General features: G+C 72.0%; 18 protein-coding genes. 11 read left to right on the top strand and 7 right to left on the bottom strand.

What is annotated here, in order from left to right; all coding sequences use genetic code 11:
• Positions 1 to 56: 56 nt before the first annotated feature.
• Positions 57 to 1,085 carry a non-homologous end joining protein Ku gene (gene ku, locus BXA10_RS14065; protein ID WP_076470770.1) on the bottom strand — a complete coding sequence of 343 codons (1,029 nt, stop codon included), beginning with the start codon at positions 1,083 to 1,085 and terminating at the stop codon, positions 57 to 59.
• Between the two features lie 84 nt (positions 1,086 to 1,169).
• Between ku and ligD (BXA10_RS14060) the strand changes: the two genes are divergently transcribed.
• From ligD (BXA10_RS14060) to BXA10_RS14050, 3 genes are all read left to right on the top strand, one after another.
• Complete coding sequence (gene ligD, locus BXA10_RS14060) at positions 1,170 to 2,111, top strand: non-homologous end-joining DNA ligase (protein ID WP_076470769.1); 942 nt, start codon at positions 1,170 to 1,172, stop codon at positions 2,109 to 2,111.
• Positions 2,101 to 3,015 (top strand): non-homologous end-joining DNA ligase, encoded by a 915-nt coding sequence (gene ligD / locus BXA10_RS14055; protein ID WP_076470768.1) that lies wholly within the window; start codon positions 2,101 to 2,103, stop codon positions 3,013 to 3,015. Before ligD (BXA10_RS14060) ends, ligD (BXA10_RS14055) begins: the two co-directional genes overlap by 11 nt.
• Positions 3,016 to 3,555: 540 nt before the next feature.
• Positions 3,556 to 4,443, top strand: a complete 888-nt coding sequence (locus BXA10_RS14050; RefSeq protein ID WP_139337999.1) for a GNAT family N-acetyltransferase — start codon at positions 3,556 to 3,558, stop codon at positions 4,441 to 4,443.
• 107 nt (positions 4,444 to 4,550) lie between these two features.
• Here the strand turns inward: BXA10_RS14050 and BXA10_RS14045 are convergent, their stop codons facing one another.
• The gene (locus BXA10_RS14045) at positions 4,551 to 6,860 is read right to left on the bottom strand and encodes an esterase-like activity of phytase family protein (RefSeq protein WP_245828240.1); all 2,310 of its coding nucleotides are present in this window, start codon (positions 6,858 to 6,860) and stop codon (positions 4,551 to 4,553) included.
• 175 nt (positions 6,861 to 7,035) lie between these two features.
• Between BXA10_RS14045 and BXA10_RS14040 the strand changes: the two genes are divergently transcribed.
• The 4 genes from BXA10_RS14040 to BXA10_RS14025 all read left to right on the top strand — a co-directional run bounded on the left by BXA10_RS14040 (position 7,036) and on the right by BXA10_RS14025 (position 10,373).
• Positions 7,036 to 7,533: a SigE family RNA polymerase sigma factor gene (locus BXA10_RS14040; RefSeq protein WP_076470767.1), complete on the top strand. Its 498-nt coding sequence runs from the start codon at positions 7,036 to 7,038 to the stop codon at positions 7,531 to 7,533.
• A 6-nt stretch (positions 7,534 to 7,539) separates the two neighbouring features.
• The gene (locus BXA10_RS14035; protein WP_076470766.1) at positions 7,540 to 8,418 is read left to right on the top strand and encodes a hypothetical protein; all 879 of its coding nucleotides are present in this window, start codon (positions 7,540 to 7,542) and stop codon (positions 8,416 to 8,418) included.
• Between the two features lie 149 nt (positions 8,419 to 8,567).
• Complete coding sequence (locus BXA10_RS14030) at positions 8,568 to 9,323, top strand: TIGR03089 family protein (protein WP_076470765.1); 756 nt, start codon at positions 8,568 to 8,570, stop codon at positions 9,321 to 9,323.
• Positions 9,324 to 9,527: 204 nt separating this feature from the next.
• Positions 9,528 to 10,373, top strand: coding sequence for a patatin-like phospholipase family protein (locus BXA10_RS14025; RefSeq protein WP_076470764.1), 846 nt, complete (start codon positions 9,528 to 9,530; stop codon positions 10,371 to 10,373).
• A 139-nt stretch (positions 10,374 to 10,512) separates the two neighbouring features.
• Here BXA10_RS14025 and BXA10_RS31505 read toward each other — a convergent pair whose 3' ends face one another.
• The gene (locus BXA10_RS31505; protein WP_175649207.1) at positions 10,513 to 10,686 is read right to left on the bottom strand and encodes a hypothetical protein; all 174 of its coding nucleotides are present in this window, start codon (positions 10,684 to 10,686) and stop codon (positions 10,513 to 10,515) included.
• A complete protein-coding gene (locus BXA10_RS14015) occupies positions 10,683 to 12,533 on the bottom strand; it encodes an amidase (protein ID WP_084752722.1) in 1,851 nt (616 codons plus the stop codon). The genes BXA10_RS31505 and BXA10_RS14015 overlap by 4 nt, the downstream gene beginning before the upstream one ends.
• 368 nt (positions 12,534 to 12,901) lie before the next feature.
• On the opposite strand from BXA10_RS14015, the gene BXA10_RS14010 reads away from it, so the two are divergent.
• Positions 12,902 to 13,864, top strand: coding sequence for a zinc metalloprotease (locus tag BXA10_RS14010; RefSeq protein ID WP_076470761.1), 963 nt, complete (start codon positions 12,902 to 12,904; stop codon positions 13,862 to 13,864).
• Between the two features lie 102 nt (positions 13,865 to 13,966).
• Here the strand turns inward: BXA10_RS14010 and BXA10_RS14005 are convergent, their stop codons facing one another.
• A complete protein-coding gene (locus BXA10_RS14005) occupies positions 13,967 to 15,646 on the bottom strand; it encodes a DNA repair helicase XPB (RefSeq protein WP_076470851.1) in 1,680 nt (559 codons plus the stop codon).
• A 238-nt stretch (positions 15,647 to 15,884) separates the two neighbouring features.
• Here BXA10_RS14005 and BXA10_RS14000 point away from each other — a divergent pair, with 238 nt between their 5' ends.
• On the top strand, positions 15,885 to 16,115 hold the full coding sequence (locus tag BXA10_RS14000) for a hypothetical protein (RefSeq protein ID WP_076470760.1): 231 nt from the start codon (positions 15,885 to 15,887) through the stop codon (positions 16,113 to 16,115).
• 56 nt (positions 16,116 to 16,171) lie between these two features.
• Here BXA10_RS14000 and BXA10_RS13995 read toward each other — a convergent pair whose 3' ends face one another.
• Positions 16,172 to 18,634, bottom strand: a complete 2,463-nt coding sequence (locus BXA10_RS13995) for a helicase-associated domain-containing protein (protein ID WP_076470759.1) — start codon at positions 18,632 to 18,634, stop codon at positions 16,172 to 16,174.
• Positions 18,635 to 18,744: 110 nt separating this feature from the next.
• On the opposite strand from BXA10_RS13995, the gene BXA10_RS13990 reads away from it, so the two are divergent.
• Together BXA10_RS13990 and BXA10_RS13985 are read left to right on the top strand one after the other, a co-directional pair.
• The gene (locus tag BXA10_RS13990) at positions 18,745 to 19,368 is read left to right on the top strand and encodes an HAD family hydrolase (RefSeq protein ID WP_076470758.1); all 624 of its coding nucleotides are present in this window, start codon (positions 18,745 to 18,747) and stop codon (positions 19,366 to 19,368) included.
• Between the two features lie 28 nt (positions 19,369 to 19,396).
• Positions 19,397 to 19,783, top strand: coding sequence for a cold-shock protein (locus BXA10_RS13985; protein WP_076470757.1), 387 nt, complete (start codon positions 19,397 to 19,399; stop codon positions 19,781 to 19,783).
• Here BXA10_RS13985 and BXA10_RS13980 read toward each other — a convergent pair.
• On the bottom strand, positions 19,744 to 20,574 hold the full coding sequence (locus BXA10_RS13980) for a 1,4-dihydroxy-6-naphtoate synthase (protein ID WP_076470850.1): 831 nt from the start codon (positions 20,572 to 20,574) through the stop codon (positions 19,744 to 19,746). The two genes, BXA10_RS13985 and BXA10_RS13980, sit on opposite strands and share 40 nt — an antisense overlap.
• Positions 20,575 to 20,712: the final 138 nt, after the last annotated feature.

Genomic DNA, 20,712 nt, shown 5'->3' with positions numbered 1-20,712 from the left:
CCGCCCCAACGCCATCCGTGCCCACCCCGGAGTCGACAGATCCGTTGCGGGAGTGCTCAGGCGGTCTTGCGGGTGGTCTTCTTGGCCGCTGCCTTCTTGGGGGCGGCCTTCTTCTCGGCCGCCTTCTTCGGCGCTGCCTTCTTGGCCGCCGTCTTCTTCGGGGTGGCCTTCTTCTCGGCGGCCTTCTTCGCCGGCGCCTTGGCGGCCTTCTTCTCGGCGGCCTTCTCCTCCGCCGCCTTCTTCTGCGCCGAGCGGGCTGCCGAGATCGGAGTCGGCTCGGCGGCTCGCCCGCCGCCGGCCGGTTCACCCCGCGCTGAGCGGGCCCGCTCCACGGAGGCCTTCAACGCGGCCATCAGGTCCACGGCAGCCGCGGGAGCCTCCTCGACCTCCTCCGGCTGGACCACCTCCCGGCCCTCCACCTTGGCGTCGATGACCTCCTGCAACGCCGCGCGGTAGTCGTCGGTGAACGCGTCCGGCTCGAAGTCGCCGGTCATCGAGTCGATCAGCGAGCTGGCCATCGCCAGCTCCGGGGGGCGGACCTTGAGGTCCTCGTCGAGGAAGCCGAAGTCGGGCCTGCGCACCTCGTCCGGCCAGAGCATGGTGTTGAGCAGCAGCACACCCTCGCGTACGCGCAGGGTGGCGAGCTGTTCCCGCTGGCGCAGCGCCACCTTGACGATGGCCACCCGCTCGGAGTCGAGCAGCGCGTCACGCAGCAGCACGTACGGCTTGGTGGCCGAACCGTCCGGCTCGAGGAAGTACGCCTTGTTGTAGAGGATCGGGTCGACCTGGTCGGCCGGAACGAACTCCAGCACGTCGATCGCACGGGACGTGCTCAGGGGCAGGTCGGCGAAGTCCTCGTCGGTGAGGATCACCATCTCGCCGCCGCCGATGTCGTACCCCTTGGCGATGTCGTCGTAGGTGACCTCTTCACCGTCGATCGAGCAGGTCCGCTTGTACTTGATCCGCCCACCGTCCTCCCGGTGCACCTGGTGGAAGCGGATGTCCTTCTCCTCGGTGGCGGAGTAGAGCTTGACCGCGATCGAGACCAGCCCGAACGAGACCGCTCCTTTCCAGATGGCCCGCATGTCGGCTCCTCTCCCCGGTAAAGCTCAGGATCGCAAAGGATCGAAGCGGGCGCGAGGACTTCCGCCGCGAACTACAGTCAGAAGGTGCCCGGCGCGCCTCTGAAGCCGATGCTCGCGATGACCGGGCAGCTCCCGGCGGGTGCCGGCTGGGCGTACGAGTTCAAATGGGACGGCGTCCGCGCGCTCGCTGATATTTCCGGCGGCATGCAGCACCTGTACGCGCGTTCCGGCGTGGAGATCACAGCTGCGTACCCGGAGCTGGCCACGCTGCGCGAGCAGGTGGACGACGCACTGCTCGACGGCGAGGTGGTGTTGCTCGGCGAGTCGGGCCAGCCCTCGTTCACCGCGCTCGCCGAGCGGATGCACGTACGGGACCGGAACAAGGCCGCTCGTCTGGCGGCCGTCATGCCGGTGACCTACATGATCTTCGACCTGCTCCGCCACAACGGCGAGGACCTGACGGGCTGGCCGTACGAACGTCGCCGCGCGGCCCTGGACGGCCTCGGCCTGGGCGGTGCCCGCTGGGCCGTCCCGCCGGTCTTCTCCGACGGTCCGGCCACCTACCAGGCAGCCGGCGAGCACGGCCTGGAGGGGGTGATGGCCAAGCGGTTGGGCGCCGCCTACCGGGCCGGGGTGCGCTCGCCGGACTGGGTGAAGGTCAAGCTGGAGGTGACCGGGGACTTCGTGATCGGCGGATGGCGCCCAGGGGCACGGAAGATCGGCGGCCTGCTCGTCGGGGTTCCTCGCCCGGACGGGCGGCTCACCTATCGCGGCCGGGTCGGCGGCGGGATCGGGGCCGGCCTGGAACGACAACTCCTCGCCGAGTTGGAGCCGCTGCGCACGCCGGACTCTCCGTTCGCCGGGGACGTGCCCCGCGAGGATGCGCGCGGCGCGATCTGGGTAACACCACGGGTCGTGGTGGAGGTGAAGTACGGCCAGCGCACCCCGGACGGGCGGCTGCGCTTCCCGCGGGTGCTCCGGCTCCGACCGGACAAACCGGCCGAGGAGGTCGACGATGCCAGCTGACCGCCTGCGGGTGGACGTCGAGGGGCGCGCGTTGGAGCTGTCCAACCTGGACAAGGTGCTCTACCCGGCCGCCGGGTTCACCAAGGGCGAGGTGATCGACTACTACACGCGGATCGCCCCCGTGCTCCTGCCGCACCTGCGGGACCGGGCGCTGACCCGCATCCGCTTCCCGAACGGTGTCGACGGGGGTTCGTTCTTCGAGAAGAACGCCCCGGCCGCCACTCCCGGCTGGGTGCGTACGGAGACACTGCCCGCGCCCGGGTCGAGCAAGGGGCGGGAGACCATCGACTACGTGGTCGCCGACGACCTGCCCACCCTGGTATGGCTGGCCAACCTCGCCGCGCTGGAACTGCACACACCGCAGTGGAAGGTCGGTGAGCACCCGGACATGATGGTCGTCGACCTGGACCCGGGAGCGCCGGCGGGGTTGAAGCAGTGCTGCCAGGTGGCGCTGTTGATGCGCGACCGCCTGGCCGAGGACGGCATCGACAGCTACCCCAAGACGTCGGGCAAGAAGGGCATGCAACTCTGCTGCCCGATCGCCGGCCGGCAATCCGCGGACGACGTGTCGGCGTACGCGAAGCGGATCGCCCAGGAGTTGGAGCGGGCGCAGCCGAAGGTCGTCGTGTCGAAGATGGCGAAGAACCTGCGGCCCGGAAAGGTCTTCATCGACTGGAGCCAGAACAACGCGGCGAAGACCACTGTCGCGCCCTACTCGTTGCGGGCCCAGTCGGTGCCCTCGGTGTCGACGCCGTTGACCTGGGACGAGGTCGAGGCGGGCGCGGCCGGTAGGCGGCCGGCAGCGAAGCCGTACACGGCGGACGAGGTGCTCAGGCGGGTGGACAAGTCCGGTGACCTGCTGGCCCCACTGCTCGACGGCGGTCCCGAACTGCCCGACGCCTGAGTCGCGCACCGCCCGAACCGCGCATTGCCCGGGCCGCGCGGGCGAATGGTGCTCTCTGACTCTGGCAGCGGCGAGCCATCGATTTGAGTCACTCAGCGTAACGTCGGCCCCAAGTGACGCGGCGTAACCGGGCATGGCGTGGACGGGTACCGCACTTCGCCCGCTTTGCTCTGCACCCTGATACGCGCCATCGCCCGGACCTGCGGATCTGCGATTGGCCACCACGGGCAACGATCTTGACGGCAAGCACTCAACGTGGCTGGCGCGTATATGGGTGCAGAGCAAAGCGTCCGGAGCGGGTGGGCCGTGGTGGCGCCGAAGTAGCGCTCGGTGATGGACTCGCGAGGTCGCCGCAGCCTCCGCCAGTCAGGCAGCTGCCGTCTCCGTCGGCCGAAGCCGCGGGCCGTCACCGTGGGGCTCCGGCGAGGACGCTGGGCAGCGAATCCGGTTGACACCTGAACCGCTCGCGTCGCCTACTGGGCCACCGGGCGCGTGGTCGGCGCCTCCTTCCCGACGGGTGAGAAGGGCGACGTGGAACCGATGGAGACCCTCAGCTGGGGCGAGATCGACGAGGAACACCTCGCGGCGCTGACCGAGCTGGCCGAGGCCTGCCTCGAGGTCGACGGCGGCCTGCCGTTGTTCAAGCGGCCGCCGCTGCTGCGGGCGCGCCTACTCCAGTCGTACACGCTCGGCGCCTGGCACCACGGCCAGCTCGTCGCCGCCGTCGGCGTCGGCGTCGGAAACATCGCGCCGTCGGCCGCCGTCGCGCAAGGCCCGGCCACCGCCACCGGGCTCGTGCACCCGCGGTGGCGCGGGCGAGGACTCGGCACCCGACTGATCAGCTGGGCCGACCAGCGGGCCGGCGACGCCGACCTGCTGCTGACCACCGAGACGTGGAGCGCCACCGGGGAGCGGCTCTTCACGGCCCACGGGTTGCACCTGACCTTTTCCGAGTCGGTGCTGCGACACCACCTCGACGTCGTGCCGGCCGTCCCGCGACCTGAGACGGTGGTGACCGAGCCGGTGACCGCCGAAACCGGGGCGGACCTCTTCGCCACCTACTGCGCGGCGTTCGCGGACCGACCGGGCTTCGTGGTGCCCGAGGCCGACGAGTGGCTGGGGGAGCTGCACGAGGACGACGAGTACCGGCCGGACCTGTCCCTGCTGGCCCGAGGCCCGGACGGACAGGCCGTCGGCTTCGTCAACATCGTCGGCACCTGGATCGACCAGGTCGGGGTGGTCCCGGCGTGGCGGAAGCGACGGGTCGGGGCGTACCTGGTGGCGAGCGTGCTGCGGTCGCTCGCCGCCGAGAATGCCCGAGAGGCCTGGCTCTGCGTCAACGACGACAACCCGGCCGGCGGGCTGTACCGGCGGCTGGGTTTCGCCGACGCCGGTCGGCGAGCCCGTTACCTGCTCCGCCGCGCCTGAGCCGGCCGTGAACAGCCACGGGCGCGCCGCCCGGGAAGGCCACCGGCCCGGCACCCACGCGGGGTGGACGCCGGGCCGGTGGCGGATCAGTCGAACGTTGCCGAGGCTCAGTCGCGGCCGAAGACCTTCCGGCTGGACCCCAGCTGCAGGAAGACCGTCTCACCCGTCGCGTCCTGGAGCGCGTCGTTGTCGGTAACCGCGTACACCTGACCGTTGCCGGCCACGGTCAGACCCTCGAGCTTCTCCTGCGTCCACCCGTTCGTCGCGCGCAGCGCGGGCAGCACGTCGACGGCGAGGGTCTTCGGCAGTACGCGCAGCGGGCCGGGCGCCGCCGCCGAGTCCGGCATCGGCACGGTGTAGACCCGCTTCAGGGCCGCGGCGGGCCCGTTCAGCTTGTCCCGCTCGATCACCGCGAGCCGGTCACCGACCACCGTGATCTCGGAGAGGCCGATCCAGTCCCCCGGTACGCCGGTGCTGTTCAGCTGGTAACCGAACCAGCTCCAGGTGCCGGCCGTGACGTCGTACCGGCCGAGCCGGACGGTGCCGGCCGGATCGGTGGAGAGCTCACGCTGCACGGCCACCCAGACGACCTCCCGGCCGCGCGGGTCGGTGGTGGCGGTGACCCCTTCCAGGCCCTGCTTGCCGAGGCCGGCGGCGACGTCCGCCGGCAGCGGGACGACCTGGCGGGTGACCCCGGCGGCGTCCAGGCGGACCAGGGCGTTCTCCGGGCCGCTGGCACCCTCGACGGCGAGCCAGTAGCCGCCCTGCGGACGGGCGAAGATGCCCTCGGCGTCGTAGCCGACCGGCTTGCCGGCGGCGTCCTTGACGGGCAGCGCGGTGCTGATGACAGCCGGCGAGTGCTTCACGTCGACGGTCAGGATGCGGGTCTGCGAGTACGCCGCGTCGGTGACGCTGACGAGCTGGTTCGGCTTGCCGGGCACCGCGCTCAAGGCGCCGAGGGCACCCCAGCCGATCGGCGTGCCCTGCTCGCTGGAGGCGGACACGATGCTCGGGAACGCGGGCGCGCCCTTGCCCAACTGGTAGAGCGAGACCGAGGCCCGGACGTTGACCGACGCGTCGTCCTCCTCGCTGGAGATGGCGAACAGCCCCCGGGACGGGATGGGCAGCAGCCCCTCCGGCCCGTTGGTGGACGGCAGCGCCTGCTTGAAGACCGGCTTGGTCGGGTTGCTGAGGTCGTAGACGGCGACGAAGTTGCTCCGCTCCGAGCCCACGAAGCCGTAGCGCACACCGTCGTACTCGGCGACCGCCACGCCCTCCGGCTCGGTGCCCTTCTTGCCGGCACGGTCCTCGTTGTGCAGCCCGTACGTGACGGCGAGGCGCTCGAACGTGTTGCCCGCGTCCCAGGCGACCTCGCCGGTGCGGCTGTCGAAGACGGTCCAGCCTCGGCTGCCGCCCTTCCAGTCGCCCTCGTTGGCCGTCGCGAGGTAGCGGTCGTCGATCCAGGCCACCGCGTCGGGCTCCCGCGGCACGTCGGTGATCGTGCCGGTCAGGTCGATGACACCGTCCTTCTTCGTGTCGACCCCGCTGATCGTCGCGGTACCCGCGCTGAACACCTTGTTGATCCGGCCGCTCGGCAGGTCGATCAGCGCGACGCCGTTGTTCTCCTGCAGCGTCACGGCCAGCTCGCCACGGCTGTTGATCGAGACGTACTCCGGCTCCGGATCGATGGGCGCGGTGAGGCCGGCCTTGACGAGGGCGGGCAGCGCCTGGCCGTCCGGACCGCTCAACGGCACCGGCCGCACCCGCCAGCTGGCCGGGTCCATGCCGTCCAGGTCGACGATCTGCACGAAGCCGCCGGGGAGCTGAGGCAGGTCGCCCTCCTCGCCGCCGGGCGGGGTGGCCTCCTCGTCGCGCTCGTTCTCGATGGCGATCGCGGCGTACCGGTGGTCCTTGCTGATGGCGATGGAGTCGGGCTGGCCGCCGAGGTCGAAGCTGCGGACCCGCTTGCGGGTGGCCAGCTCGACCACGTCCAGTCGCCCGGACGGCTCGGTGTAGCTGCGGCTGGTGTTCACCACCACGAGCACGTACCTGCCGACCACGGCGACCGAGGTCGGCTCGTCCTCGGCGTCACCGAGCTGCGACAGGGACAGCGTGCCGAGGCCACGGGGCTTGTCGGCCCGGGAGATGTCGAGGAAGCCGATCCGGCGTCCGAGGGCATCGGTGTAGACGAGGGTGCGACCGTCCTCGCTGACCGCCGAGATCTCGGCGACGGTGGGAGACGTGGGGTCCTCACCGGCGGGGCGGTTCTGGAAGACGGGGTAGGTGGCGACCCGGTCAAAGGCGAGAGGTTTGCCCGGGTGGTGGTTACCGCCGGCCGACGCGGGGGTGGCGCCGGTCAGGCTGGCGGCGGCGACACCGGCTGCGGTCAGCGCGGTGAAGGCTCTTCTCAAGGTCAAAGGACTTCCTCCGTAAGGTCGTGCCCGGTCGGAGGCTGGCACCCTTCGGGGAGCATCAGCTTGCGCGTACGTGAACACTCGACGAAGGAACGCCGGCATCGTGGCGGAAGCCGACCGGAGACAACCTTCTGTGGCGCTGCTGCGTGGTAGGGGCGTGACCGACCAAGAAGAAGCGATGTCCACGGCGGATCGGTCGTACGTGGCGTTCGTCGAGGTGGCCTGGCGGCGACACATCCGGCTCGCCATGCTGCTGACCGGCGATCGGTGGCGGGCCGAGGAGCTGCTCCAGGACAGCCTGGTGAAGGTGTACGAGCGGTGGCGGCGGCTGTCCCGGCTCGACGACCCGCACGCCTACCTCCGTCGCGCTCTGGTCAACAACCACACGTCCGGCTGGCGGCGGCGGCGCCGGGAGAACCTCGTGGCGGACGTCCCCGACCGGGCTGCCCCGGCCAGCGACGTCGGGCCCGACGCCCTCGTCCTGCGCGGGGCGCTCATGTCGCTTCCGGCCAAGCAGCGTGCGGTAGTGGTGCTGCGCCACTACGAGGACCTGACCGAGCGTGAGGTCGCCAAGGTGCTGGGTTGCTCGCTCGGCACGGTCAAGAGCCAGAACGCCAAGGCGCTGGACAAGCTCCGCCACCTACTCGATGAATCCTCCTACGCGGTAAGCAGGTGATCAGCCATGAACACACTCGATGAGCAACTCGCCCACCGGCTGCACGACATCGTCGACGGCGGACCGGACTCCGTACCCCCGATGGAAACGCTGCTCGGCCGGGGTCGGCGGGCGCGGCGGCGCCGGAGGACCGCGATGGTCGGCGCGACGTGCGCGTTCCTGGCGTTGGGTGCCGCCACGGCGGTGACCGTGGCGACGGTGCCGACGTCGGACCGCCCGGCGGTCACCGCCGAGGGCGCGTCGCAGCCGACCTCGCCCGGGATGAAACTGGTCTCGGCGGTCACGGCCAGCGAGAACATCAGTTACCGGATGCGGCTGACCCAGACGGGCGGCGGCCAGATGTACGAGGGGGCGTTCGACCCGAGGACCGCCACCGGGTACGTGCGTGCCCCGAGCGACGACTCGGTCATGGTCGAGTTGCTGATCAACGGCACCCGGTACGAGGGCGGCGAACGACCGCAGGGCACGCTGCCGGCCGACAAGGGCCCCGGCGAGACCTACGGCCGCTACGGTCAGTACCCGGGCAGGTACGACCGGCTGTCCCTCTACGGCGATGGGAACGACGTCCTGGGTGCCGTCTCGCCCGATCCGGCGGCCCTGTTCAGGGCGTTGAAGCGGGCGGACGCGACGATCACCGAGAACCCGGACGGCACGCTGCACTTCGCGTACGCGACGGAGTCCGCGGCCGGATCGACAAGCGCGTCCGGCGACGTGACCCTCGACGCCGACGGCCGGATCGCGACAGTGGTGCTCAACAGCACCTGGCAGTCCACGGCGAAGGGTCGACTCGACACCGGCAACTCCACCGCGACGCTCGAACTCTTCGATTACGGCGTCGAGGTGAAGGTGGAGCGTCCCGCCGACGTGGTCAAGGTCAAGCAGTAGTCCCCTCCTGCCTGAGCTGCCCGCGGCCAGACGGTCGCGGGCAGCTCAACCTCCCGGCCGGCCAACGGCGACGCGGGCAGCCCGGGTGCCACGCCGCCCGCCGTGCCAGTCGTTAGGGTGGGGCGCACCGGCAGGGAGGAGCGCCCACGATGACCGCCAGCACCCCCGTGACCCTCGTTCCGCAGGCTCCGCGCGACGCCGACCGGCCGTTGCTCAGCTACTGCGACGACGCGACCGGCGCGCGGATCGACCTGACCGCGACGCAGCTCGGTGAATGGGCGGCACGCAGCGCGGGCCTGCTACGCGACGGCTGCGGGCTCGCTCCCGGCAGCCGGGTGGCGGTCCTGCTGCCGCCGCACTGGCGTACCGCCGCGGTGCTGCTGGGCGCCTGGTCGGTCGGGATGTCCGTCTCCTACCGGCCACGGGCCCTCGCCGGCCTGCCGGTGCTCGAACCGGGCGGTGACCGGCCGTACGACGCGGTGTTCGTGACCCCGGAACGCCTCGACGACTGGTTGGAGGACGTGCCGGACGGGACGCACCGATACCTCGTCGGCACCGGGGCGGAGCAGTTGGCCGACGTGCCGGTGGGCTGGCTCGACTGGTCCAGCGAGGTGCTGCGGCATCCCGGCGTCACGCCCAACTACACCGAGATCCATGCGTCCGACCCGGCCAGCCCCGACGGCACCACGTACGGCGAATGGGGCGGGCTCGCCCGGGAGATGGCCGAGATGTGGGACCTGCGGGCCGGCGACCGGCTGCTGGTCGACGCGGCCGAGCACGAGCAGCCGCTCAAGTGGCTGCTCGCCCCGCTCTCCGTCGGCGCGTCCGTGCTGATCTGCGCGAACCTGGACCGGTCCACGCTCGACGCGCGCGTCGCCGCCGAGCAGGTCACCCGAGTGCTCTGACCGCCTGCCGCCTGGCGGCTCCGCCTACCGCCTGCCGGCTCCGGCTCCGGCTCCGCCTGCCGGCTCCGGCTCCGGCTCCGCCTGCCGGCTCCGGCTTCGGCGGCGTGGCGGAGCCGTGTGCCGCTCCCGGGCGGCCGGAGTGAACGACGCGCGTCACAGCCGAACGGCCTTCCTGGCCCTCGGGCCCTGTGAAAGGCTCCGTTCATGGGTAGCGCACTGGTACTTGCCGGCGGCGGAGTCGCCGGCATCGCCTGGGAACTCGGGGTCCTGCGCGGCCTCGCCGACGCCGATCCGGCACTCGCCGACCAGATTCTCGCTGCCGACCTCGTGGTCGGCACCTCGGCCGGCTCGGCGGTCGCCGCGCAGATCACCAGCGGCACCCCGCTCGACGACCTGTACGCGGCACAGTTGCGCGCGGAGACCGCCGAGATCGAGGTGGATGTCGACACGGAGAAGCTCTTCGGCGAGTACGGCGCGGTGCTGGCCGGCGTCTCCGACCCGGCGGAGGCCCGCCGCCGCCTGGGTGCGCTCGCACTCGCCGCGCGGAACGTCGACCCGGCCGTCCGGCTCGCCGCGATCGACGCCCGGCTCCCGGTCAAGGCGTGGCCGAGCCGGGACGTACGGCTGCCCGCCGTCGACGCCGAGAGCGGTGAGGTAACCGTCTTCAGCGGCGACTCCGGGGTGTCGCTGCGCGACGCGGTGGCCGCCAGCTGCGCGGTGCCCGGCATCTGGCCGCCCGTGGCGATCGGCGACCGTCACTACATCGACGGCGGGGTGCGCTCGATGACCAACGCCGACCTCGCCGCCGGTGCCGACCGGGTGCTGATCATCCAGCCCATCCTGGAGGGCACCCCGCAGCCGTGGGGCAACCTCGACGACGAGATCGCCAAGCTCGCCCCGGCCAAGGTGCATGTGATCAGCGCCGACCAGGCCTCCGTCGACGCGTTCGGCACCAACGCGCTGTCGCCCGCGACCCGCGGGCCGGCCGCCCAGGCAGGTCGGGCCGTCGGCGAGGCCCACGCCGAGGCCGTCGCCGCACTGTGGAGCTGACCCGCTGACCGTTCCCGGCCGCCCGTCGGGTTGATCGGCTCGACTTGTAGGTATGTCGGGGTGTCCGGTCCGGCTGGACACCCCGACATCAAGGACGCCGAGCCGACCGAGCGCTAGCCGACGAGCAGCCGAGGGTTCGTTACCGGACGTCGGTCTCCTTGGAGAGGTGCTCGCCGTAGGCGTACCAGCTCGTGCCGAGCTTCGGCCCCCACTCGACGGTCAGCGCCGGCTCGGGTTCATCGCCCGGGTCGCGCAGCGGGAGGCCCGCGCTGAGCAGCGGCTGCCACTCCACGGTCAGGAACGGCTCGGTCATGCCCACGCCCTCTCCGCGACGAGCGGGTCGTTCGACAGCTCGGGCGGCACCGTCTCCTCGGCCGGAGCCAGGCCCCGCGCCTGCTGCGGCGCGAAGAGGGGATCGGGCGGAGCCGCTCGATGGTGCTGCGGATGCCGGTCCTGGTAGTCCAGGGCAGCCTGGACCAGCGCCGGCTCGGAGAAGCGGGGTCCCCAGAAGGCGGCGTTGATCGGCAGCCCTTCCGTGCTGTCGTATCCGATCGGGAAGGTCACCATGGGCCAGGTGAGCGCGTTGGGGAGCTGGTAGAAGCTGCGGTAGTTGCGGAGCTGGGTGCCGCCGAACCGGGGCCCGATCTGCGCGCCCATCGGCAGCACGAGCATGAAGTCGACGCCGGCCTCGTCGAGCGCCCGCTGGTAGTTGGCCTGCAGCGTACGGCGGCGACGTTCGCCCTCGTCGCGTACCGCTGTGGGGATCGCGCCGGCGGCGGCCGCGGCCTCGGCGAGGTCGCCGAACTGCCGGGTCAACGCGGCGGCGTTCTCGGGGTGCGACTCGGCGAACGCCCGGATCGCCTGCCAGTAGCGGATCTCGTACCGGTTCGGGTTGAGCAGCGCCGTGGCGGGCGACACCGCACTGCCGTCGGGCAGCGGGAGACGTTCGGTGGTGCGGAAGTAGGGGTCGTTCGCCGCCACGGTGACGTCGAGGCCGGGAAACTCCTTGACCGTGGCTCCCAGGGCGAGCAGCTCGGCCTTGAACCGTTCGAAGGCGGCCCGGTAGTCGCCGTCGTACGTCTCTGCCGGCGCGACGCCCGTGCCGCCTCTGGTCATCCAGTCGGTCTGCGGGATGCCGATGGTCGTACCAGCCAGGGGGCGGCTGCCGCGCCGCGCGGCCACCGGCAGCGCGGGGAAGGGGTGCGGGGCGGAGAGGGTGAGCGGGTCGGACGCGGGGTCCGGTCCGAGGACGGCGGCCAGCACGAGCGACGCGTCCCGGATCGAACGGGTGATCGGCCCGAGCACGTCGTAGCCCGGCGAGAGCGGCATCGTTCCGGCGGTGGAGACGAGGCCCAGCGAGGGCTTGATGGCGCTCGCACCGTTCGCCGCCGCCGGCATGATGATGGAGCCTCCGGTCTCCTCACCGATCGTGGCCGCAGCCAGTCGAGCCACGGTGGCCACCCCGGATCCCTGGCTCGACCCGCCCGGGATGAAGCGTGGGTTCCAGGCGTTGCCGGCGAACGTGCCGGCGATGCTGCCGGAGAACGCCGAGGCGATGGTGTGGCCGATGATCACCGCGCCCTGGGCGCGCAGCCGCGCCACGATTGTCGCGTCGCGGCGAGAAAGGTTCCCGTCGTACGCGTGGGTGCCGTTCTTCGCCTCCAGCCCCTTGACCGCGATCGAGTCCTTGATCCCGAAGGGAATGCCACAGAGCAGGGGTGACCGCCGGCCGTGGCGGAGCAGGCTGTCCGCCGCCGCGGCCTGGGCGAGGGCGCCCTCCCGGTCGATCCGGACGAACGCGTTGTACCCGCCGTTGTCGCCGTAGACCTCGAACGGGCCGTTCAACCGCTCGATGCGGTCGAGGTAGGCCTCGGTCAGCTCGACCGAGGTCACCTGCCGGGCCCGCAGCAGGACGATCAGCTCACCGAGTTCGTAGTCCACGATCCGCGACCGGCGCGGGATCTGGCCGATCGACGGCAGTTGGGTGAGCAGGTCCGGAGTGGAGCCGGGGGAGGCGGTGGCCGGTTGTGCGGTGACGAAACCGGCCACCGTCGCACCAGCTGCCGCGGCACCGCCGCCGAGCAGGAACCGACGACTGACACCCGACCGTGCGCTTTCCGTCGTGGTCGGTGTCGCAGTGGCATCAGTGCTGTTGCCCATGAAGGCTCCCGTCTGCCAGGAGGGTGGGCGCGTGGGATCACCCGAACGTCTGGTCGGCGCTGCTGGAAGGGATCGTCGCGCGTGAACTGTCGCATTGATGTTGCCAACTGCGTTCCGTTGGGTAAACCGGACCTTCGCCGGGTTGTGGGCGACGCCGATCTTCGCTACGGGCGCTCCTCACGCCCGTCCCGGGTGCCTCTTCGAAAGCGTTCCCCGGCCGCCTTTCGTTACATCGGCGTCAGCCCCTTGATCAGGGCTTTTGTGGACGCTCCTGACGTGGTCTCATACCGGGCAGACGACGCCGTCGACCTGGTCGTGCCAACCCCGCGTCGATGCCGCGCCGCTTCCATCCCCCGAAAGGTGCACCGATGAACAGGAGACCGATCTTCCGACTGGCGGTCCTCACCGCCTCCGCCGCGACGTTCCTCGCGTCCGGTGGCGCCTACGGCGCGGTGGCGGCGGCACCCGCGACCGTCTCCCCGGGCGCTGCGGTGTGTGAGCCGGGCACCGACGCGCCCGGCGTGGCCCGGGTCGCCGAGGGCGCCACCGCGCAGGAGCCGGAGCTGTACTCGAAGAACGAGGCGAACGCCTACGGCGTCATCAAGGACTCGCCGCGCCTGCCCAACGGCAGCGTCACCATCCCCACGGTCTTCCACATGGTCTCCGACCACCCGCTGAGCGCGGCGGAGACGGCCCGCTGGAACACGATGATCGGCGACCAGATGGAGGTGCTGAACGACTCCTACGCTGGCCGCACCGCACCGGACGCCTCGGACACGCCGTTCCGGTTCGAGCTGGTCGACACCACCTGGACGGTGAACAGCGACTGGTACACCGTCGTGCCGGGCAAGAACGAGCGCGACATGAAGAAGGCGCTCTACACCGGAGACGCCCGCACCCTCAACGTGTACGCGGCGAACATCGGCGGCGGGCTCCTCGGTTGGGCGTACTTCCCGAAGGGCTACAACAACGGCCGCGACTACATCGACGGCGTGGTGATGCTCGACGAGTCGATGCCGGGCGGCACGGCGGGCAAGTACTCCCTCGGTGACACGCTGACGCACGAGGTCGGGCACTGGCTGATGCTGGAGCACACCTTCGCGCACGGCTGTTCCGCGTCCGGCGACTTCGTGGCGGACACCCCGCGGGAGGCGGCGCCGCAGTTCGACTGCCCGGTGGGCGCGGACACCTGCACCGCACCCGGCCTGGACCCGATCCACAACTTCATGGACTACACGCAGGACTCCTGCATGAACATGTTCACCGCCGGACAGGCCGACCGGATGAGCGACGCCTGGGTGGCCTTCCGCGCCGGCGGCGGCAAGAGCTGACCTCCACCCCGCCAACTGCACCGCGTTGATCAAGAGGTTTGCGTCGCCGGAGTGCTGATCGGCGACGCAAACCTCTTGATCATTCTCGGGGCGGGCGAGCACTCAGTCGACGGACGGGAGCTTCGGGCCGAGGACGTCGTCGGCGTCCACGATGGTGTACGCGTACCCCTGTTCGGCGAGGAAACGCTGCCGGTGTGCCGCGTACTCGGTGTCGATCGTGTCCCGGGAGACCACCGTGTAGAAGTGGGCCTGCCGGCCGTCGGCCTTCGGGCGGAGCACGCGGCCGAGCCGCTGGGCCTCCTCCTGCCGCGACCCGAACGTGCCGGACACCTGGATCGCGACGGCCGCCTCGGGCAGGTCGATGGAGAAGTTGCCAACCTTCGAGATCACCAGCGTGCGCAGCTCACCGGAGCGGAACGCGTCGAACAGCCGCTCCCGCTCCTTGTTCGTGGTGGAGCCCTGCACGATCGGCGCGTCGAGGTATTCGCCGAGCTGGTGCAGCTGGTCGATGTACGCCCCGATGACCAGCACCTGGTCGTCCGGGTGCCGGTCCACCAGCGCCTTCACCACCGGCAGTTTGGTCCGGGCGGTCGCCGCCATCCGGTAGCGCTCCTCGGCCTCCGCCGTCGCGTACGCCATCCGCTCCGCATCGGTCAGCGTCACCCGGACCTCGGTGCACTCGGCCGGGGCGATCCAGCCCTGCGACTCGATGTCCTTCCACGGCGCGTCGTACCGCTTCGGGCCGATCAGGCTGAACACGTCGCCTTCCCGGCCGTCCTCCCGGACCAGCGTCGCGGTGAGACCCAGCCGGCGGCGGGCCTGCAGGTCCGCGGTGAACCGGAAGATCGGTGCGGGCAGCAGGTGCACCTCGTCGTAGATGACCAGGCCCCAGTCGCGGGCGCCGAACAGGTCCAGGTGGGTGAACGCGCCGCCGCGCCGTGAGGTGAGCACCTGGTACGTGGCGATGGTGACCGGGCGGATCTCCTTGCGCTCGCCCGAGTACTCGCCGATCTCCTCCTCGGTCAGCGACGTGCGTGCGATCAGCTCCCGCTTCCACTGCCGCCCCGCCACCGTGTTGGTGACCAGGATCAGCGTGGTCGCCTTCGCCTCGGCCATCGCCGCCGCCCCGACCAGCGTCTTGCCCGCGCCGCAGGGAAGCACCACGACACCCGAGCCGCCGGCCCAGAACGCCTCGGCGGCCTCCCGCTGGTACGACCGCAGCGTCCACGGCTTCCGGCCTTCCTTGCCGGCCTCCGCCAGGTCGATCGGGTGGGCCTCGCCGTCGACGTACCCGGCGAGGTCCTCGGCTGGCCAGCCCAGCTTCAGCAGCGCCTGCTTGAGCCGGCCCCGCTCGGACGGGTGCACCGCGATCGTGTCGTCGTCGATCTTCGCGCCCAGCATGCCGGCGAGCTTCTTACTCTTGGCGACCTCGACCAGTACCAGCCGGTCCAGCGCCCGCAGGACGAGGCCGTGCACCGGGTCGTTGACGAGCTGGAGCCGGCCGTACCGGTCCATGGTCTCGGCCACGTCGACCAGCAGCGCGTGCGGCACGGGATAGCGGGAGAACTTGATCAGCGAGTCGACGACACCCTCGGCGTCATGACCGGCGGCCCGGGCGTTCCACAGGCCGAGCGGCGTGAGCCGGTAGGTGTGCACGTGCTCCGGGGAGCGTTCCAGCTCCGCGAACGGGGCGATGGCCATCCGGCACGCCTGCGCGTCGGGGTGGTCGATCTCCAGCAGCAGGGTCTTGTCCGACTGCACGATCAGGGGTCCACCGCTCACGCCAGCGTCCTTCCGTCCGATGAGCTGCCCAGGGCGGTCGTTGACCCGCCGCAGGCCGACCATCCAGTGTTGCACGCGGCCGGAGGTGGGCAGGAGCACGCGTACCGGGTGCAACCACCCCGGCACTCGCGAACGTCTGAGAATGGGACGGCGGCGTCCGGGGGTGTTTCGCCCTGTCACTCGCGCCACAACGGTGCCACGCTGAACGTCCGGGGTCGTACCGGACGGGGAGGCGCAGATGGCGCTCGATCATGACGTGGCCCGGGAGCACGACCAGGGCGAGGAGGTGTCCGCCGCGACAGTGGTCGCGTACGTGGTCGCCGCGCTGGCCGTCCTCGGCTGGTTCCTCTACGGCTGGCTCGTGCTCCGGCAGGGCTTCGTCAATTCGGTGGGCGAGGCGGCCGGCACCGGGTTCGCGCTGCTGCTGGTCGTCTCGATCGTCGGCACGGTACGGCGCAGCCGCCGCTGACCGGCTCCGTAGCCGCCGGTCGGGCCCACCCGCCCGGCGACCGCCGGTCCGGCGGCTCAGTCGGGGCGTACCGCCGCGGTGATCCGGTGCAGCGCGAAGGTGTGCAGCATCTCCGTCCGCTCGTCCTCCGCGCGCAGGTAGCCGGCACCGATGGAGACCGGCTTGACCAGCCGGGATGCGGTCGCCCCGTGCGCGTCGACGTAGCCGACCCAGACCAGCGCCTTGTCCCGGACCGCCTGCTGGAGCACCGCGAGAGCGTCGCTGTGGCCCTGGGTCGGCGCCGGACCGGCGGCACCTCGGCCGCCGCCGCGTACCGCCGCCGGGGCCCGTCGGGCCGCCCGCGCCGCCGCGTCGCCGCGCCGGATCTGCTCCACCACCCCGAGCAGCCGCGGCATCGGCAGCCTCGGCGCGGCCAGCGGGTCCAGCGTCCGGGTGGCCACCGACACCCGGGCGGGCGCCCGCCGTGTCTTCGGCCGGGACAGCACCGCCGCGCCGCTGGCGTCCTCGGGCACCGGGGCGTACCCGGCGTCGCGCAGCGCGCCCAGCAGCCGCCCCACCTGGTACGGGCTCACCAGCACGGTCGGCGCCAGCCGGCGCAACGCCAGGGACTCCAGCCGCCGATCGGCGCAGACCTCGCTGAGCAACGCCTCGTCGTCACTGCGCAGGTACGCGCCGGCGGACCCGGCCCGCAACCCGCCGTGCCGGCGGGCCACGTCGTCGATCAGGTACGTGAGCGACTGCGGCACCGGTGTGCGGGACCTCCGCCGGAAGAGCCCGTGCAGGTCGTCGGCGGTGTAGCCCGCGTCCAACGCCCGGCGCACGCTGGCCGTGGTCACCCGGTGCACGCTGGCGCCGCCCGCCGACTCCGGCTCGGCCACCGCGTCCAGCTCGGCGGCGAGCGTCGGCTCGGGTGGGCCCGGTACCACGAGGGTCAGGTCGGCCTGCATCAGGAAGTGGTCCACCGGGGCGGGTAGGAGCGCGTCCAGCGCCCGCGCCGCCGTCGACGGTTCCTCGCTGTCGATTTCCAGGTGCAGCCCGAGCGGGTCGTCGGTGCCGTCGTCGGCTTGGGTGACGTCGGCCAGCAGCAGCCGCCCGTACGAGGTGAGCGCCCCCAGGCCGGTCACGCCGAGCTGAGCGGCCTCGGCGAGCACCTCCCGGTGCGCGTTCTCCCGCCCCCGGCTGCGCCGCGGCGAGCGCCAGTCGAGCAGCGCCAGGACCTCGTCGGTGGTGGGCACGGTGGCCGGTTCCAGGTCGGCGAGCACCCCGAGCACGGCCCGCCGGGCGGCCGGGGCACCGGCCCGCTCCGCCTCGGCCGAGAGCGCCGTGATCGGCCGGTCCCGGTCGTCGCGCTGCCCGACCAGCCCCACCTGCCGGGTCATCGTCAGCCAGGCCCGGGCCAGCTGTTCCCAGCGCTGGGCCAGGGAGGCGGCCCGCCACACCTCGTAGCCGGCGGCCGGCAGCACCTGCTGGTCGGCGCCGTAGCGGCTGGTGGTGACTCCGGGCAGCTCCAGCTCGCCGAGGAGCCCGGCAGCGTACGCCACCTCGATCAGCAGCGCCGTCGTCGGCTCGTCCAGCCCGCCGGTGCGGGCCAGGCGGCGCAGGTCTCGTACGCCGATGCCGCCGGAGCGGAGCACCGGGGCCGGTTCGGCGGCGAGCTGCTCCATCAGCCCTTCGGTGTGGCGGACGACCTCCAGGGTCTGCCCGGCCCCGGCGGAGTCGACGGCCTTCGGCTCGCGAGGCGCCGCGGCGACCGCCGGCGGACTGGTCCGCAGCGGTCCGAGCGGCCCGGTGTCGCGGCGCAGCAGCAGCCCGACCTCGCGGGGAAGCTCCACGGTGCCGGCGGAGACCGGTACGAGCAGTCGGTGCTCCACCAGCCAGCGCACGGGCGACCCGGTCGGCGCGCCACCGTTGACGGGGTCGGGTGGCAGTTGGTCCTCCTCGCCGAGCGGTGGCGCCTGCAACGCGCCCGGGGGCACGCTGCCCACCGGCGGCCCGGCCGCGAGCCGGTCCAGGATCGCCCGGGCCGAGGGCGGTGCGGCCAGCAGCGTCCGGCGCAGCTTCGCCGGGTCCGCGCAGAGCGCGGCGCTGCGCGAGTCCAGCTCCGCCGCCGGCCGGCCCAGCCCCGCGGGGTACGGCGACACCTCGTCGACGCTCGCCGTCACGCTGAGCGCTTCGGGTGTGCCGTACAGCAGGAAGAGCGCGCGCAGCCGGTCGACCGCGCCCCGGACGGTGGCCGGCGCGGGCGGTCGTGCCCCGGCCGTCGCCATGGCGAGCACGGCCTCCGTGGAGGTGGTGCCGTCGGCCGGGTTCCGGGTGAGCCGGGCGGCGTCGAGGATCTGAAGGGTGAACTGGTCCAGCCCGTCCAGGGCCCGGGCCACCGACACGCGGGACTGCGCCCGGGTGGCGAGCGCGGAGACGTCGGCCGGCACGGGCACGACGAGGTCCGGCCGCAGCTGCAGGAGGGCGGCCAGCGACTCGTCGGGAAGCGACCGCAGGTGGTCGGCGAGTGAGGTGGTCATCGTCATTCCACGCTAGCCCGGCCCAGGGTGCTCCCGCCCCTCGGACGTCCGGCTGGCTCACCGGGCACCGGCCTCCGGAGCGCTGTGGGCCCGGCCGGTACGTTCTCCGCATGCCCCTACTGACGGTCGGGTTCGATCTCGACATGACCCTGGTCGACTCGCGCCCCGGCATCGCTGCCACGTACCGGGCGCTCACGGCGCGCACCGGGGTGCCGGTCGACGCGGACGCGGCGGTGTCCCGCCTCGGGCCGCCGCTGCGCTCCGAGATCGCCCGGTGGTTCCCGCCGGAGCAGGTCGAGCCGGCAGTGTCGATCTTCCGGGAGCTCTACCCGGCGTACGCGATCACCCCGACCGTCCCGCTGCCCGGCGCCCGCGAGGCGATCGAGGTGGTCCGGGCGCGGGGCGGGCGCGTGCTCGTGGTCACGTCCAAGCTCGGCCGGCTGGCCCGGCTGCACCTGGATCACCTCGGACTGGCGGTGGACGAGGTGGCCGGTGACCTCTTCGCCGAGGAGAAGGCCACCGCCCTGCGCGAGCACGGCGCGACCCACTACGTCGGTGATCATGTGGCGGACATGGTCGCCGCGGAGACGGCCGGCGTGCCGGGGATCGGCGTGGCGACCGGCCCTTGTTCGGCCGATGAGCTGCGGACGGCGGGCGCGGAAGTGGTGCTCGATGATCTCACCGGATTCCCAGGGGCACTGGAGCGCATGATCCAGCTAGCCTTGGAGCAGTAAACGTCTCAAACGAAGCAGGGGATCTCAGGTGCCTACGGGTCGAGTGAAGTGGTACGACGCGGCCAAGGGATACGGTTTCGTCACCAGTGACGAGGGTGGCGACGTGTTCCTGCCGAAGGGCGCGCTACCGGCGGGTGTCACCGACCTCAAGGGTGGCCAGCGAATCGACTTCAGTGTGGTCGACAGCCGACGCGGTGCGCAGGCGATGGGGGTCAAGCTGCTGGAGGCGCCGCCGTCGATGGCCGAGCTGCGCCGCCGGCCGGCGGAGGAGCTGCACGGCCTCGTCGAGGACATGATCAAGGTGCTTGAGGCGAAGGTTCAGCCGGACCTGCGCCGGGGTCGCTTCCCCGACCGGAAGACCGCGCAGAAGATCGCTCAGCTGGTCCACGCGGTGGCGCGCGAGTTGGAGGTCTGAGGCACCAGCCCGGCGGCGGCGGCCCGGCCCAGCAGCGCGTCCACCGCGGCGAATCCCGCATCCCCCAGGTCGGCGGAGAACTCGTTGACGTAGAGACCGATGTGCCGGTCCACCACGTCGAGTTCCATCTCCTGGGCGTGCGAGAGCACATATTCGCGGCTGGCGGCCGGGTCGGCCCAGGCCTGCCGTACGGACTCGCGGATCCATCCGGCGGCGGCCTCCGGGTCGACCACGCCACGCCGGGCCAGGATCGCGCCGAGCGGGATGGGGAGGCCGGTGTCGGCCTCCCACCACTCGCCGAGGTCGACCAGGGCGGTCAGGCCGTGCCGGTGGTAGGTGAACCGGGCCTCGTGGATGACCAGGCCGGCGTCGTACCGGCCGGCGGCCACGCCGGGCATGATCTCGTGGAACGGAACCACCTCGATCCGCGCCGGCGGGCGGTCGGCCGCCCAGAGCCGGAAGAGCAGGTACGCGGTGGTGCGGTCGCCGGGGACCGCCACTGTCGCGCCCGAGAGGTCGGTACGGTCACCGCGGGTGAGCACCAGCGGGCCGCAGCCCCGGCCCAGCGCCCCACCGCAGGGCAGCAGGTGGTATTTGTCCAGCAGCCACGGCAGTGCCGCGTAGCTCACCTTCACCAGGTCGAACGCCCCGCGCTCGGCCGCGGTGTTGGTGACGTCCACATCGGCGTAGGTCACGTCGACCGGCGGAGCGCCGGCCACGCGGCCGTGCACCAGGGCGTGGAAGATGAAGGTGTCGTTGGGGCAGGGCGAGAATGCCAACGAGAGCGCCACGACCCCACCGTAGCCCCGTGCCGGCACGACCGTCTGAACCGGCCCCTGGGGGTGTGACGCGCCGCCGCCGCGCGGTTGAGCGGATCGGAGGCTGAGCCGGCGAGCGTAACTGTGGCGCGCAACCTTTGGAGCTGATGT

The organism is Micromonospora avicenniae, assembly GCF_900156065.1.
Classification (GTDB): Bacteria; Actinomycetota; Actinomycetes; order Mycobacteriales; family Micromonosporaceae; genus Micromonospora; species Micromonospora avicenniae.
Note: the sequence above shows the minus strand (reverse complement) of the source record. Positions and strands in the feature narration are given on the sequence as shown.

Coding starts and splice junctions, on each gene's coding strand:
- ku (WP_076470770.1), bottom strand. CDS start 1,085: ATGCGGGCCATCTGGAAAGGAGCGGTCTCGTTCGGGCTGGTCTCGATC.
- ligD (WP_076470768.1), top strand. CDS start 2,101: ATGCCAGCTGACCGCCTGCGGGTGGACGTCGAGGGGCGCGCGTTGGAG.
- BXA10_RS14050 (WP_139337999.1), top strand. CDS start 3,556: ATGGAGACCCTCAGCTGGGGCGAGATCGACGAGGAACACCTCGCGGCG.
- BXA10_RS14040 (WP_076470767.1), top strand. CDS start 7,036: ATGTCCACGGCGGATCGGTCGTACGTGGCGTTCGTCGAGGTGGCCTGG.
- BXA10_RS14035 (WP_076470766.1), top strand. CDS start 7,540: ATGAACACACTCGATGAGCAACTCGCCCACCGGCTGCACGACATCGTC.
- BXA10_RS14030 (WP_076470765.1), top strand. CDS start 8,568: ATGACCGCCAGCACCCCCGTGACCCTCGTTCCGCAGGCTCCGCGCGAC.
- BXA10_RS14025 (WP_076470764.1), top strand. CDS start 9,528: ATGGGTAGCGCACTGGTACTTGCCGGCGGCGGAGTCGCCGGCATCGCC.
- BXA10_RS31505 (WP_175649207.1), bottom strand. CDS start 10,686: ATGACCGAGCCGTTCCTGACCGTGGAGTGGCAGCCGCTGCTCAGCGCG.
- BXA10_RS14015 (WP_084752722.1), bottom strand. CDS start 12,533: ATGGGCAACAGCACTGATGCCACTGCGACACCGACCACGACGGAAAGC.
- BXA10_RS14010 (WP_076470761.1), top strand. CDS start 12,902: ATGAACAGGAGACCGATCTTCCGACTGGCGGTCCTCACCGCCTCCGCC.
- BXA10_RS14000 (WP_076470760.1), top strand. CDS start 15,885: ATGGCGCTCGATCATGACGTGGCCCGGGAGCACGACCAGGGCGAGGAG.
- BXA10_RS13995 (WP_076470759.1), bottom strand. CDS start 18,634: ATGACCACCTCACTCGCCGACCACCTGCGGTCGCTTCCCGACGAGTCG.
- BXA10_RS13990 (WP_076470758.1), top strand. CDS start 18,745: ATGCCCCTACTGACGGTCGGGTTCGATCTCGACATGACCCTGGTCGAC.